Genomic DNA, 14,160 nt, shown 5'->3' on the forward strand with positions numbered 1-14,160 from the left:
AAAAAATATTGATACAGAATATACTTTAAAATAAGTAACAGCATCATGACTTATATTTAAAGACCAATCATTTACCTCATTTATTATTCATAAAAACATAGTATATTCAGAAGTATTATATTTAGAAGTTGTATATAAGGAGATATATCCATGTTTGACCAATACCGGAAAACAATACTTGCCGGTGCCGTCGCACTGACATGCGGACTCACCGCAGCCAGTACGTTTGCCGCAGGTTTTCAACCGGCACAGCCCGCAGGGAAATTAGGCGCAGTCGTTGTCGATCCTTACGGAAATGCCCCTCTCACCGCGCTGGTGGAATTAGATAGCCATATTATTTCAGACGTTAAAGTTACTGTACATGGCAAAGGGGAAAAAGGCGTTCCTGTTACTTATACCGTTGGGAAAGAGTCTTTAGAAACCTATGACGGTATTCCTATTTTTGGCCTTTATCAGAAATTTGCCAACAACGTCACGGTAGAATATAAAGAAAACGGCAAAGCCATGAAGGATGACTATGTGGTGCAGACGTCCGCCATCGTCAACCATTATATGGATAACCGTTCTATTTCAGATCTCCAGCAAACGAAAGTTATTAAAGTCGCGCCAGGATTTGAAGATCGCCTTTATCTGGTAAATACCCATACCTTTACGCCGCAGGGCGCTGAATTTCACTGGCACGGCGAAAAAGATAAAAATGCGGGCATTCTTGATGCCGGCCCGGCGGGCGGGGCTTTGCCTTTCGATATCGCCCCTTATACGTTTGTGGTCGACACCCAGGGTGAATATCGCTGGTGGCTGGATCAAGATACCTTCTACGACGGCCACGATATGAATATCAACAAACGCGGCTACCTGATGGGTATTCGTGAAACGCCTCGCGGCACCTTTACCGCGGTGCAGGGCCAACACTGGTACGAGTTTGACATGATGGGGCAAATTCTTGCCGATCACAAACTGCCGCGCGGGTTCCTGGATGCGTCTCATGAATCCATCGAAACCGTGAACGGCACCGTACTGCTGCGCGTCGGCAAACGCGATTACCGCAAAGAAGACGGCATACATGTTCATACGATTCGTGACCAAATCATTGAGGTTGATAAGTCTGGCCGCGTAGTAGACGTTTGGGATTTAACCAAAATCCTCGACCCTATGCGTGATGCGCTGCTCGGCGCGCTGGATGCGGGCGCAGTATGCGTGAACGTCGATCTGGCCCATGCCGGACAGCAGGCGAAACTCGAACCGGATACGCCGTATGGCGATGCGCTTGGCGTTGGTGCCGGTCGTAACTGGGCGCACGTCAACTCTATCGCTTATGACGCGAAAGACGACTCCATCATCCTTTCTTCCCGCCATCAGGGTATTGTAAAAATTGGTCGCGATAAGCAGGTGAAATGGATACTGGCACCGTCTAAAGGCTGGAATAAGCAGCTAGCCAGTAAATTGCTAAAACCGGTAGACGATCATGGTAAGCCGTTGACCTGTGACGAAAATGGCAAGTGTAAGGACACCGATTTCGATTTCACCTATACCCAACATACGGCATGGCTTTCCAGCAAAGGCACGTTAACGGTCTTTGATAACGGCGATGGTCGCGGCCTGGAGCAACCGGCTCTACCGACCATGAAGTATTCCCGTTTTGTCGAATATAAGATCGATGAGAAGAAAGGTACCGTACAACAAGTTTGGGAATACGGTAAAGAACGTGGATATGATTTCTATAGTCCTATTACCTCGGTTGTTGAATATCAAAAAGACCGCGACACCATGTTCGGCTTTGGCGGTTCTATTAACCTGTTCGACGTTGGTAAACCCACAGTCGGCAAACTGAATGAGATTGACTATAAAACGAAAGAAGTGAAAGTTGAAATTGATGTGCTGTCGGATAAACCCAACCAGACTCACTATCGTGCATTACTGGTTCATCCAACGCAAATGTTTAAATAAATAACGGGAAGGAATTAATATGTCATCTAAATGGATTACCTCTTTATTTAAAAGCGTAGTATTAACCGCAGCATTGGTCACTCCTTTTGCGGCATCGGCTTTTACCGAGGGCACAGATTATATGGTTCTGGAGAAACCGATTCCTAATGCGGATAAAACGCTGATTAAGGTATTTAGCTACGCCTGCCCTTTCTGCTACAAATATGACAAAGCCGTAACAGGTCCGGTTTCTGATAAAGTAGCCGATCTCGTTACGTTCACTCCGTTCCACCTGGAAACAAAAGGCGAATATGGCAAACAGGCCAGCGAAGTATTTGCAGTCCTGATCGCCAAAGATAAAGCTGCCGGGATTTCGTTATTTGATGCTAAATCACAATTCAAAAAAGCAAAGTTCGCCTGGTATGCGGCTTACCATGATAAGAAAGAGCGCTGGTCAGATGGGAAAGATCCGGCGGCATTTATTAAAACCGGGCTGGACGCCGCAGGCATGAACCAGGCTGATTTTGAAGCGGCGCTGAAAGATCCTGCCGTTCAGGAGACGCTGGAAAAATGGAAAGCCGCCTATGACGTTGCCAAAATTCAGGGTGTTCCGGCTTACGTCGTCAACGGCAAGTACCTTATCTATACCAAAAACATCAAATCCATCGATTCTATGGCTGAACTCGTTCGGGAACTGGCCACTAAAAAATAAGCAGGGAAACGATTATGGATTTTATTAAGGGATTATGGCGAGACCTACGCGCAAGACCAGTAGATACGCTGGTGAGATGGCAGGAACAGCGCTTTCTGTGGCTGTTAATGGCCATCGCGATGGGAGGATTAATTATCCTGGCGCACTCGTTCTTCCAAATCTACCTCTACATGGCACCGTGCGAGCAGTGTGTTTACATCCGTTACGCGATGTTTGTGATGGTAATTGGCGGGGTGATTGCGGCAATAAATCCCAAAAATATCGTGCTGAAGCTGATTGGCTGCATCGCGGCGTTTTATGGCAGCATTATGGGCATTAAGTTTTCTATTAAGCTTAATGGTATCCATCATGCGGTACATAATGCGGACCCCGATTCACTTTTTGGCGTGCAAGGATGTTCGACTGACCCTACCTTTCCTTTCAACTTACCGTTGGCGGAATGGGCACCGGAGTGGTTTAAACCTACCGGAGACTGCGGTTATGACGCGCCTATCGTCCCTGATGGCGTAACGCTCAGTAGCGTACAGCAGTGGTTTGTCGATCTCTACCAGCAGTCCGAAGGCTGGTATCTGCTTCCGCCCTGGCACTTTATGAACATGGCGCAGGCATGTATGTTGGCCTTTGGGTTGTGCCTGATTCTGCTGCTGGTGATGAGCGGCGCCTGGGCATTGAAACTGGCCAGAGGCAAATAACCTGAATAGATAAACCAAAGCAGAGGTCTGCATTCAGGCCTCTGCTTTTCTCACAATAATTTTACCATTCAGCTTATTCGTCGTTCTTTGAAACTGAACAATATGGCACCGAAGGAATACAAAAAAGCCGATGACATCTCATCGGCTTTTTTCAAGCATGATCCGTTCGATCAGCTGGCTTTGCGCTCATGCGCCTGGCGGTAAGCCACCAGATCTTCAATCGTGACTACCGCCATATTATGCTGGCCTGCAAACGCGATACACTCCGGCGCGCGCGCCATCGTCCCATCGTCGTTAGTCAACTCGCACAGTACACCTGCAGGTTTAAAACCGGCCAGCGTCATCAGATCGATAGTCGCCTCCGTATGACCGCCGCGCGTCAGCACGCCGCCCGCCTGGGCGCGCAGTGGAAAAACGTGCCCCGGACGGTTAAGATCGGACGGTTTTGCGCCATCCTTAATTGCCGCGCGCACCGTAGTGACACGGTCAGCGGCGGAAACGCCGGTGGTCACGCCTTCTGCGGCTTCAATGGTCACGGTAAAACCGGTACCGTAGGCGCTGGTGTTGTTTTCCACCATCATTGGCAAGTCGAGCTGCTTACGACGATCTTCAGTAATACACAGGCAAACAATACCGCTACCGTGACGAATGGTTAACGCCATCTGTTCTACGGTCATCGTCTCTGCGGGGAAAATCATATCGCCTTCGTTTTCACGATCTTCATCATCAAGCACCATCACACCGCGTCCTTCACGCAGCGCATCCAGTGCAAGTTCAACACGTTCAAAAGGCGTACCAAAAGAGGAAAGTAGCGTCTGATTCATGGTAAAAAAACCTCATTAACATTATGGTTACCAGAATCAGGGCAGTCTTAGGAGTGCCGACAAGCGGCAAAAAAATAACGTGAGCGGGTCCATGCCCGACTGGATCGTTACCCTCTCCCATCCGGACTTTAACCGTCGGCCCCGGAATTACACCGGATCTGCTGACCTTTTCGCTATGGCAAAAAGCGCTCGCGGGCTTTCAACCAGCTCTCCGCATTCCGTCACGGCGCGCCGTGATGAGAAATGCGTTAAACATCGCTGATTTACCGCCGGTGGGGAATTTCGCCCCGCCCTGAGAATAAGCGGGTTAACTATAACGCTATTGATTACCTTCATCAACGCCTTTACTCCGTATGACGTCACACAATTCTGGTTTATGGCGTCCACATATCGCACTACAATAAGAGCTAACACTTACCAGTTCAGGGAAACCACAATGATTGACCCGAAAAAAATTGAGCAAATCGCACGCCAGGTTCATGAGTCAATGCCGAAAGGTATTCGCGAGTTCGGGGAAGATATCGAGAAAAAAATCCGTCAAACGCTGCAATCTCAGCTGACGCGTCTCGATCTGGTGAGCCGCGAAGAGTTTGATGTCCAGACTCAGGTCTTGCTGCGCACCCGGGAAAAACTGGCGCTGCTGGAGCAACGCCTCAGCGAACTGGAAGCTCGCGACAAGCCTGAAGAAGTAAAACCTGCGCCCGCCATTCCGCCAGTCGATCCACAAGAGTAAAAACGTGAACGGGCCTGACGGCCCGCTCATATAAGATCTGAATAATGCCCTGCGCCTGTATAAGGGAGCCGGCATTAGTGTTCTAATTCTAACCTTTTCGCCTGAGTCGCCTGCTGGCAGTAAAGCGCGTAACGCTTGCAAAACCAGTCGCGGTGCTCCTCGTCCATATTGCCGGTTACCGCCTGGATATCAACAGGACGCCCCTCCGCCTGCATTCTGGCAAAACTGCGCGCCAGAAAATCAAAATTATTTAGTGAATAGACGTTATTGTTGTTCATCAGCATACCCTCCAGTTATTGAATTCTGTTAAGGCTATATGCTTTTTCTGATTTCAGTATTTCCCTATATGTACGGCGGTTTTATACATAACGTGCGCAAATTTAATGCGCAAAATCACAATATTCACCAAAGATAACGACGGATAAATCGCTTTTCGGACTTAAGGAGATATGGGTCACATGATATTGTAACGCAGTGAAATAACAAGCATAAAAATTATCACGCGAACACTCTTCTGAAGGCGGCGACAAGGATAGAAAATATGACCTTATTTGCGGAGTATAACAGCCCCTATCTGTTTGCCATTGCGTTCGTTTTCTTTATCGGCGTGCTGGAGATGATTTCTCTGATTTTTGGCCACTTTCTTTCAGGCGCGCTCGACGCCCATCTCGATCATTATGACGCCCTGTCATCCGGCCCTGCGGGCCAGGCGCTTCATTATCTGAATATTGGACGCGTTCCCGCCCTGGTCGTCCTCTGTCTATTGGCCGGCTATTTCGGCCTCTTCGGTATCCTCATCCAGCATGGCGGGATCATGCTCTGGCAGGCGCCGCTCAGCAATCTGCTGCTGGTCCCGTTAAGCATTGTCCTGTCGGTCTTTGCCGTGCATTACAGCGGAAAAATCCTCGCGCCCTGGCTACCCAGAGATGAAAGCTCCGCCCTCCGGGAAGAGGAATTTATCGGCGGCATGGCGATTATTACCGGCCACGCCGCCGTCGCCGGAACACCTTGCGAAGGAAAATTTACCGATAAGTTCGGCCAGATTCACTATTTACTGCTGGAACCCGAAAAGGGAAAAGAATTTAAAAAAGGAGACAAGGTGCTGATTGTCTGCCGACTTTCCGCAACGCGTTATTTGGCTGAGCGTACCTTCTATGTTTAATTGAGAGGAACTTACATAATGGATGATGTTTTTGGCATATTGCCATCATGGATGTTTACCGCCATCGTGGCGGTTATCGTCTTACTAATTATCGGGATCATTTTTGCTCGCCTTTATCGCCGCGCATCTGCGGAACAGGCGTTTGTCCGTACCGGGCTTGGCGGGCAAAAAGTGGTGATGAGCGGCGGCGCTATTGTGATGCCAATCTTTCACGAAATTATTCCGATCAATATGAATACCCTAAAACTTGAAGTCAGCCGTGCTACCGTCGACAGCCTGATCACCAAAGATCGTATGCGCGTTGACGTGGTCGTCGCTTTCTTCGTACGTGTAAAACCCTCTGTTGAAGGTATTGCCACCGCCGCACAAACGCTTGGCCAGCGAACGCTGTCGCCGGAAGATCTGCGTATGCTGGTTGAGGATAAATTCGTTGACGCCTTACGCGCTACCGCGGCCCAGATGACGATGCATGAGCTACAGGATACGCGTGAAAACTTCGTTCAGGGCGTACAAAACACCGTTGCGGAAGATTTGTCGAAAAACGGCCTGGAACTGGAAAGCGTCTCATTAACCAACTTTAACCAAACGTCCAAAGAGCATTTCAACCCAAACAACGCCTTTGATGCCGAAGGTCTGACGAAACTGACGCAGGAAACCGAACGCCGCCGTCGTGAACGTAATGAAGTGGAACAGGATGTGGAAGTGGCGGTGCGCGAAAAGAACCGCGACGCGCTTGAGCGCAAGCTGGAAATCGAGCAACAAGAAGCCTTTATGACTCTGGAGCAGGAGCAACAAGTTAAAACCCGCACCGCCGAACAAAACGCTAAAATTGCCGCTTTTGAGGCCGAGCGCCATCGTGAAGCAGAACAGACGCGCATTCTTGCTGAGCGGCAGATCCAGGAGACGGAGATCGAACGTGAGCAAGCAGTACGGTCCAGGAAAGTTGAGGCCGAGCGTGAAGTACGTATTAAAGAGATCGAACAGCAACAGGTGACAGAAATCGCCAACCAGACGAAATCTATCGCCATTGCCGCCAAATCCGAGCAGCAATCACAAGCAGAAGCGCGCGCCAACGACGCGCTGGCCGATGCGGTTCGCGCCCAGCAAAACGTAGAAACCACCCGCCAGACCGCCGAAGCGGATCGCGCCAAGCAGGTCGCTCTGATCGCCGCGGCGCAGGATGCGGAAACCAAAGCGGTCGAACTGACCGTTCGGGCAAAAGCAGAGAAAGAAGCGGCAGAATTGCAAGCCGCCGCCATCATCGAACTGGCGGAAGCAACGCGTAAAAAAGGTCTGGCGGAAGCCGAAGCGCAACGGGCGCTGAATGACGCTATCAACGTACTATCTGACGAACAAACCAGCCTCAAATTTAAACTAGCGCTCTTACAATCGTTGCCTGCTGTTATTGAGAAGTCTGTTGAACCGATGAAATCCATCGACGGCATTAAGATTATTCAGGTCGATGGCCTCAATCGCGGCGCGACGGCGGGCGACGTCGCCGCTGGCGGCGCTAACGGGGGAAACCTGGCGGAACAAGCGTTATCTGCCGCGCTCACCTATCGTACCCAGGCACCGCTGATCGATTCGCTGTTAAACGAGATTGGCATCGCTGGCGGCTCGCTAAAGGCGCTGACCACGCCGTTGGTTTCATCGGCAACGGATGAGATTAATCGCGAAGCAACGGTAAAAGAGCAATAACTCCCCGCTATATCTCCTGTCCCTGGCCATAAGGCCGGGGATTTTTTTATCTTTTTTCCACCTTGTCTGTACAAAGCGTTATGACCAGCAGGCCATTTTGCGTGGGCGATCCAGTAACGCAAAATCGGCGGGATAAAGCCCTTGCGCCAGACAGGCCACTCACCAACAATCGCGATGTCAGCAAGGGGCTGAAACGGGAAAGCCCCTCCCGAGGAAGGGGCTTTAATAAGGAAAGGGTTATGATGCACCAGGTCATCATACTGATTGTTCTGTTACTGATAAGTTTCGCAGCTTACTAACAGCCAATCAGAGGGGGGAGAGATCCCCTCTCACCCTTATTCCTTTACTTTAGGTCGAAAAAAAAGCAGCGTCAACCGCGAGATACGCGTCGAAACAAAATGTCCGACGCGCCTTCAAAATCAGCGCCCGCCGCGTCTGTAACGCCTGATGACGCGGTTTTACTTCTCGCTCTCGGTCTGGATCTTTTTGATGATATTGGTCGTGGAACAACCATCTTCGAAGTTCAGCACCATGACTTCGCCGCCGTTGGCCCAGACCTCTTCGCTGCCCGCGATCTCTTCCGGCTTATAGTCGCCGCCTTTTACCAGCAGATCCGGCAGAATACCGGCAATCAGTCGTTGCGGCGTATCCTCTTCAAAAGAGACAACCCAGTCGACTGACTCCAGCGCGCCCAGCACGATCATACGCTGTTCGAGCGGATTAACCGGACGGCTTTCGCCTTTCAGGCGTTTAGTCGAGGCGTCACTATTGACCGCAACAATCAGGCGGTCGCCCAGTTTGCGCGCGTTCGCCAGATAAGAGACATGGCCCGCGTGCAGAATATCGAAAACGCCGTTGGTCATGACCACTTTCTCGCCACGCTTACGCGCGCTGGCGACGGCCTGCCTCAACTCCTCTTCGGTCATAACGCCGAAGCCGGTATCCGCGCGTCCGCGCACTGCGTTTTCCAGCTCAATAGGGGAAACCGTTGACGTCCCGAGTTTACCTACCACTACGCCCGCCGCCGCATTGGCGAAATAACACGCCTCTTCCAGGGTATTTCCCGCCGCCAGCGTCGCCGCCAGCACGCCGATCACCGTATCGCCCGCACCGGTAACATCATAAACTTCCTGCGCCTGCGTCGGCATATGTAGCGGCGCTTTATTCGGTTGCAGCAGCGTCATTCCCTGTTCGGAACGCGTGACCAACAGCGCGGAAAGGTCGTAATCGGCAATGAGTTTCATGCCGCGTTCAACCAGTTCGTCTTCGCTTTTACATTTCCCCGCAACCGCCTCGAATTCAGAAAGGTTTGGCGTCAGCAGCGTGGCGCCGCGGTAACGTTCAAAATCCGTTCCTTTCGGATCGATGAGCACCGGCATGCCCGCCTGGCGCGCCAGGGAAATCATAGTCTGCACGCTGGTCAGAGCGCCTTTGGCATAATCGGACAATACCAGCGCGCCGATCGATCCCAGCGCCTGGTTGATACGCTCATGCAACGGCTGCGGGTCCACCCCCTCAAAGCCTTCTTCAAAATCAAGACGAATGAGCTGCTGATTACGTGATAGCACGCGCAGTTTGGTAATCGTCGGATGCGTCGGCACAGAAACGAAGTCGCACTTCACATTGACCTCCGCCAGCGTTTTGCTCAGCGCGCGCGCGGCGTCATCAATACCCGTCAGGCCGACCAGACGGGCGTTCGCTCCCAGAGACGCAATGTTCATCGCCACGTTCGCCGCGCCGCCCGGACGTTCCTCAACGGTATTTACCTTAACCACGGGCACCGGCGCTTCCGGTGAAATACGGCAAGTGGGGCCATACCAATAGCGATCCAGCATTACATCACCCACAACCATGACGCCTGCACGTTCAAACGCTGGCAGATTTACTTTCATTCCTGTCTCCTGAGAGATTCAAAATTTGCGCGCGATAATAGCATAATTCAAACGGCTACCAGCCACTTCCGCCAGCTTGCCTGCACCAGCGCGCGCTCTTTGCTAAAACACGTCTGCGCCACATGACCGGGAAGCTCCTGCAACGCCAGGTGGTGCAGTTCATCACGCAGTGTGGTGTAGGCTACCGTCAGCGCCTGCGCCTCGTGTTCATCCATAATGCCGTTTTGCGCCAGAAGCTCCAGGATGCGCACGTTATCAGACCAGCGCGTTAATTTAGGTTTTTCATGAGCGTAGCGCAGTACCAGATATTGCGCGATAAACTCAATATCCGTAATACCGCCTTCATCAGCTTTAATATCAAAACGATCACGATGCTTATTGCCGAGATGCGCCCGCATTTTCTCGCGCATTTCACGCACTTCAGTCTGCAATGTCTTGCCGTCGCGCGCCGTCGTCATGATAGTGCGGCGCACCGTATCAAACTGTGAGGTAAGCTGCGGGTCGCCATATACCACGCGAGCGCGTACCAACGCCTGATGTTCCCAGGTCCAGGCTTCATGCTGCTGATAATCGGCAAACGCGTCCGCTGAAGTCACCAGCATTCCCGCCGCGCCAGAGGGGCGTAGACGCGCATCCACCTCATACAAAATGCCGGAGGAGGTGCGCGTACTGAACAGATGCATAATGCGCTGCGCCAGGCGCAGATAAAACTGCCGCCCGTCGATTTCGCGTTCGCCGTTGGTCATGACGTCCATCGGACAGTCATGCAGGAAGATGAGATCCAGATCGGAACTGTAGCCCAGCTCCCATCCGCCCAACTTGCCATAACCGACAACCGCAAACCCCCGCCCCTGGCGTTCGTCCAGATGCGCTGGCTGACCATAACGCGCAACCATTTGCGTCCACGCCTGCTGCACCACAGCATCAATCATCGCCTCCGCCAGCCATGTGAGGTGATCGCTCACTTTCATCACCGGCAGCGTACCGGCAATATCCGCCGCCGCAATCCGCAAAAGCTGTGCCTGTTTAAACTGGCGTAATGCCTCCAGTTGTTGCTCTTCGTCTTCTTCCGGCACGCGCAGTAAATATTGGCGTAATTCGTCGCGGTAAGCGTCGGTAGCCGTCGGCTGATAAAGCGTGCCGGGGTCGAGCAGTTCATCAAGCAACAACGGATAACGCGCCAGTTGGCTCGCTATCATTGGCGAAGCGGCGCATAGCATAATCAGGTGTTTCAGCGCGCCGGGAAATTCGCTCAGCAGCTCCAGATAGGTGGTGCGAGTGACAATCCCCGCCAGCAACGGCGTTATCCGCGATAGCGTAACAGCGGCGTCTTCGCGGGAACAGACGTCAGCAAGCAGGTGCGGCATCAGTTGGTCCAGCACTTGCCGCCCGCGCGGGCCGATAGGGCGTTTATCCAGTTCCTTACGGAAGTCAGCGATGAGGGTCAGAACCTGTCGCCGATCCTCATCGGCTAAATGCGCCAGCACTGGCGTCGAATCATCCTCCTGTAGCGCATCCTGCCATACTTCACGCCACGGCTCTGAACGTTCTTCCTCCTGCGGGGTATCGGCTTCATCATCGCCAATTAATTCGTTGAATACGCGGCGTACATTAGCCATATGATCCGTCAGTTCGCCAACAAGCTGCGGCCAGTTCTCCGCCTTCATTCCCCAGGCCAGCCGCGCCCGATTCAGATCGTCGGCAGGCAACGTTTGCGTCTGTTCGTCATTGATGCTTTGCAGTAGATTCTCCAGACGACGTAGAAAAAGATAGGCCATGCGCAGTTGCGCCACGTCATTCTCAGGCAGCAAATGCAGCGCAGCGATAGCATCCAGCGTCGGCAGTAACGAACGCGACTGTAGCGACGGCTCGCGTCCGCCGCGGATGAGCTGGAATACCTGCACGATAAACTCAATTTCCCGAATACCGCCCGCGCCAAGTTTAATGTTGTCTTTCAAACCGCGGCGTCGCACTTCGCGGGCGATCATCCCTTTCATATTACGTAGCGACTGGATGACACTGAAATCGATATAGCGGCGGAAAACGAAAGGCCGCAGCATGGCGCGTAATTCACGAGACCAGGCGTCGTCGTTATCGCCCATTAGCCGCGCTTTCACCATAGCGTAGCGTTCCCAGTCGCGTCCTTGTTCCTGATAGTAATCCTCCAGCGCGGCAAAACTCAGTACCAGCGGGCCGCTGTCGCCAAACGGTCGCAGGCGCATGTCCACCCGATAGACAAAACCATCCATTGTGGGCTGATCCAGCGCTTTGATCAGCCGCTGCCCGAGACGCGTAAAAAACTGGGCGTTATCGAGTTCACGACGCCCGCCCCGGGTCTCGCCATGTTCCGGCCAGGCGAAAATCAGATCGATATCAGACGAAAAATTCAGTTCGCCGCCGCCCAGCTTGCCCATGCCTAAAATCAACAGCGGCTGCGGAACGCCCTGCGGGTTACAGGGGGTTCCCCATTCGCGGCAACAGGCGGCATACAGCCAGTCGCGCGCCCCCACAATGAGCGTCTCCGCCAGATGGCTCAACTGTTGTAAAATAGTCTCATCGTCCACCAGCGACAGCGTCTGCGCCCAGGCGATGCGTACCATGATGCGACGACGAAAAAACCTCAGTTCACGCATCAGCGAGGCGTCGTCACAGACACCTGCCAACGCCTCCTGTAACCAGCCAGCATAATGTCGCCATTCATCAGCCTGCAGCGATGCGGATTCCAGTTCGGCAAGCCACTCCGGATGCGCTATCACGCTATCCAGCGCAAAATCGCTAAATGTAAGTACTGACTTCGCCTGCGCGCTAAGCGATGTCTCAGTAAATCCTTCTGGTAGGCGCTCAACAACGGTCTGCCAGTACTGCGATAAGGGTGAAGAGAGCGGCGTCATTTAGGGGATATCCTTTAAATAATGCCGGATGGCGGCGTTTCGCCTGATCCGGCCTACAAGTCCGCATACCGTAAGCCTGATAAGCGCAGCGTCATCAGGCGCTTTCTACGGTTCTGATTATCGTTTTCCGCTGTGCAACCAGAACGGCTGCTGGTTAATGGCCTCATTACGGAAATGTTCAATTTCAATACGTTGTCCGGTAAGAATGGCGTGACGCAATCCCTGCCAGTTTTCCAGCCATGCCTGCGCGACCATCGCATCATAATACCCGGCCAGCAGTAAAACGCTGTCGATATCGCGAGTCAAACGCGGCAACTGGTCGCGATACTTATCACCCAGCGGTTGTCCAAAAACTTTTTTTAATTCAGCAGCATGACGAGAAAGATGAATGTCGGCGAAACGCTTAAAAGAATCGGCCATTTTGGCCTGCGCCTTCGCGTCCAGAAATGGCTGCCAGGCTTTCGTCACCAGCCATTCCGTCAATGCCAGTTTCGCCATCGCCGTTTGCGTACTATAAACGGCTGTGACGGCGGACACCGCGGATGTCATCGTCGCTTCCGCCTGGGTAAGTAGATCACGTAAGTGAGCGCTCGCTTTACGCGGAACAATGCCACCAAAGAGCATTAAGGCATGGCGCACCAACCCCATAGCATCCAGCACGTGTTCTTTCGCCGACTCGTCGCCGCGCAGCCAGAGCTCTTCATGGTACTGCCACTGTGACAACGCCAGATCCAGCGAGGCCTCCAGCCCTTGCTCTACCGTGGCTTTCGCGGCAGTCCGCAGAATTGCCGTTGGTGTATTCTCTCGCGGCGCATTCCCCTGCGCCAGGTGATAACCTCGCGCCGCCTTACTCAGACTGCCCTGACGCAAACCGGTTTGCGACAGCAGTTGCTTCGCCAGTTTTAACACGGCGCGCGTATCGCCGCGAAGCAACTCAAGCTCCAGCTCACAAATCGGTTCGGCAAACTCGCCCGCTTTTACGTCGCCGAGATCGAGCGCAATTTCAATCCTGCTGCCGTCAACGTCCAGACACCATTTTTCCCGGTAAAAATCGGTACTGAACAGCGGCTGTACGCTTGATGCCAGGCCGGCGGGCAGGTTGCCATCCGGCCAGACCTCCGCCGGAAGTTGCGTCAGATCCAGCACGGGTTCGCTTAGCGCGACATTGTATTCGGGTCGCTGGTGCAGCCCGCCCGTTACCCGGCCGGCAATTTTCATGGTCATTTCATAGCGCCCATTTTCACCACGAATACGCAGCCCCATATCATGGCGGCGTAGCCAGTTATCAGGCGTTTCGAAGTAGATATTCAGCAACTGGCTGGGCGCATGATGCTCGCCGCCGAGCGTATGAAGATGATTTCGCAGCGCATCTACGGCGTCGTGATTGACGATAAACTTTAATTCGATTTCCTGAGCCATGGCCTTGTACTTATGGGTTATGTCACATCTGGGAAGATTCTTGGCGAACTTACCCGCATTATTTTTGTCAGTAGATAGTATTTTGCGCCAAATTGCCATGCAACGAGCAATTTGACGGGCGTAAAAGTTTGACGTAGCGGCAAAGGCGACACAGATGATTCCGATTGATGTCGACTACTTTGCGTAGCGACACTGATGCCGTTACTATCGT

12 protein-coding genes and 1 riboswitch are annotated in these 14,160 nt (G+C 52.6%); of the genes, 7 read left to right on the forward strand and 5 right to left on the reverse strand.

Annotated features, from left to right (window positions below; genetic code table 11):
• Nucleotides 1-150: 150 nt before the first annotated feature.
• Genes ACLJRS_RS09990 through dsbI form a run of 3 tightly spaced genes read left to right on the forward strand, consistent with a single transcriptional unit; the run spans nt 151 to nt 3,330 of the window.
• Nucleotides 151-1,947: an aryl-sulfate sulfotransferase gene (locus tag ACLJRS_RS09990; RefSeq protein ID WP_000460259.1), complete on the forward strand. Its 1,797-nt coding sequence runs from the start codon at nt 151-153 to the stop codon at nt 1,945-1,947.
• A 19-nt stretch (nt 1,948-1,966) separates the two neighbouring features.
• Nucleotides 1,967-2,638, forward strand: a complete 672-nt coding sequence (locus ACLJRS_RS09995; RefSeq protein WP_000096229.1) for a thiol:disulfide interchange protein DsbA/DsbL — start codon at nt 1,967-1,969, stop codon at nt 2,636-2,638.
• Between the two features lie 14 nt (nt 2,639-2,652).
• Nucleotides 2,653-3,330 carry a protein-disulfide oxidoreductase DsbI gene (dsbI, locus tag ACLJRS_RS10000; RefSeq protein ID WP_000345576.1) on the forward strand — a complete coding sequence of 226 codons (678 nt, stop codon included), beginning with the start codon at nt 2,653-2,655 and terminating at the stop codon, nt 3,328-3,330.
• A 170-nt stretch (nt 3,331-3,500) separates the two neighbouring features.
• On the opposite strand, the gene ribB is transcribed toward dsbI, so the two are convergent.
• Nucleotides 3,501-4,154, reverse strand: a complete 654-nt coding sequence (gene ribB, locus ACLJRS_RS10005) for a 3,4-dihydroxy-2-butanone-4-phosphate synthase (protein WP_001076978.1) — start codon at nt 4,152-4,154, stop codon at nt 3,501-3,503.
• Nucleotides 4,155-4,259: 105 nt separating this feature from the next.
• A riboswitch (FMN riboswitch) is annotated at nt 4,260-4,458 on the reverse strand.
• A gap of 132 nt (nt 4,459-4,590) precedes the next feature.
• Between ribB and ubiK the strand changes: the two genes are divergently transcribed.
• Nucleotides 4,591-4,887: a ubiquinone biosynthesis accessory factor UbiK gene (ubiK, locus tag ACLJRS_RS10010; RefSeq protein WP_000566824.1), complete on the forward strand. Its 297-nt coding sequence runs from the start codon at nt 4,591-4,593 to the stop codon at nt 4,885-4,887.
• A 74-nt stretch (nt 4,888-4,961) separates the two neighbouring features.
• Here ubiK and glgS read toward each other — a convergent pair whose 3' ends face one another.
• Nucleotides 4,962-5,171 carry a cell surface composition regulator GlgS gene (gene glgS / locus ACLJRS_RS10015; protein WP_000928927.1) on the reverse strand — a complete coding sequence of 70 codons (210 nt, stop codon included), beginning with the start codon at nt 5,169-5,171 and terminating at the stop codon, nt 4,962-4,964.
• 257 nt (nt 5,172-5,428) lie between these two features.
• Here glgS and ACLJRS_RS10020 point away from each other — a divergent pair, with 257 nt between their 5' ends.
• The 3 genes from ACLJRS_RS10020 to ACLJRS_RS10030 all read left to right on the forward strand — a co-directional run bounded on the left by ACLJRS_RS10020 (nt 5,429) and on the right by ACLJRS_RS10030 (nt 8,046).
• Nucleotides 5,429-6,049 carry an OB-fold-containig protein gene (locus tag ACLJRS_RS10020; protein WP_000171739.1) on the forward strand — a complete coding sequence of 207 codons (621 nt, stop codon included), beginning with the start codon at nt 5,429-5,431 and terminating at the stop codon, nt 6,047-6,049.
• 18 nt (nt 6,050-6,067) lie between these two features.
• Nucleotides 6,068-7,747: a flotillin family protein gene (locus ACLJRS_RS10025; protein ID WP_000342879.1), complete on the forward strand. Its 1,680-nt coding sequence runs from the start codon at nt 6,068-6,070 to the stop codon at nt 7,745-7,747.
• A 239-nt stretch (nt 7,748-7,986) separates the two neighbouring features.
• On the forward strand, nt 7,987-8,046 hold the full coding sequence (locus ACLJRS_RS10030) for a type I toxin-antitoxin system Ibs family toxin (protein WP_001804776.1): 60 nt from the start codon (nt 7,987-7,989) through the stop codon (nt 8,044-8,046).
• A gap of 159 nt (nt 8,047-8,205) precedes the next feature.
• Here the strand turns inward: ACLJRS_RS10030 and hldE are convergent, their stop codons facing one another.
• The 3 genes from hldE to ACLJRS_RS10045 form a co-directional block, all read right to left on the reverse strand.
• Nucleotides 8,206-9,639 (reverse strand): bifunctional D-glycero-beta-D-manno-heptose-7-phosphate kinase/D-glycero-beta-D-manno-heptose 1-phosphate adenylyltransferase HldE, encoded by a 1,434-nt coding sequence (hldE, locus tag ACLJRS_RS10035; protein WP_000867678.1) that lies wholly within the window; start codon nt 9,637-9,639, stop codon nt 8,206-8,208.
• A 47-nt stretch (nt 9,640-9,686) separates the two neighbouring features.
• Nucleotides 9,687-12,530, reverse strand: coding sequence for a bifunctional [glutamate--ammonia ligase]-adenylyl-L-tyrosine phosphorylase/[glutamate--ammonia-ligase] adenylyltransferase (gene glnE / locus ACLJRS_RS10040; RefSeq protein ID WP_410957790.1), 2,844 nt, complete (start codon nt 12,528-12,530; stop codon nt 9,687-9,689).
• Between the two features lie 117 nt (nt 12,531-12,647).
• On the reverse strand, nt 12,648-13,949 hold the full coding sequence (locus ACLJRS_RS10045) for an inorganic triphosphatase (protein WP_000046224.1): 1,302 nt from the start codon (nt 13,947-13,949) through the stop codon (nt 12,648-12,650).
• Nucleotides 13,950-14,160 lie beyond the last annotated feature (211 nt).

The sequence above is a fragment of the Salmonella sp. SAL00670 genome (assembly GCF_046552235.1).
GTDB lineage: Bacteria > Pseudomonadota > Gammaproteobacteria > Enterobacterales > Enterobacteriaceae > Salmonella > Salmonella enterica.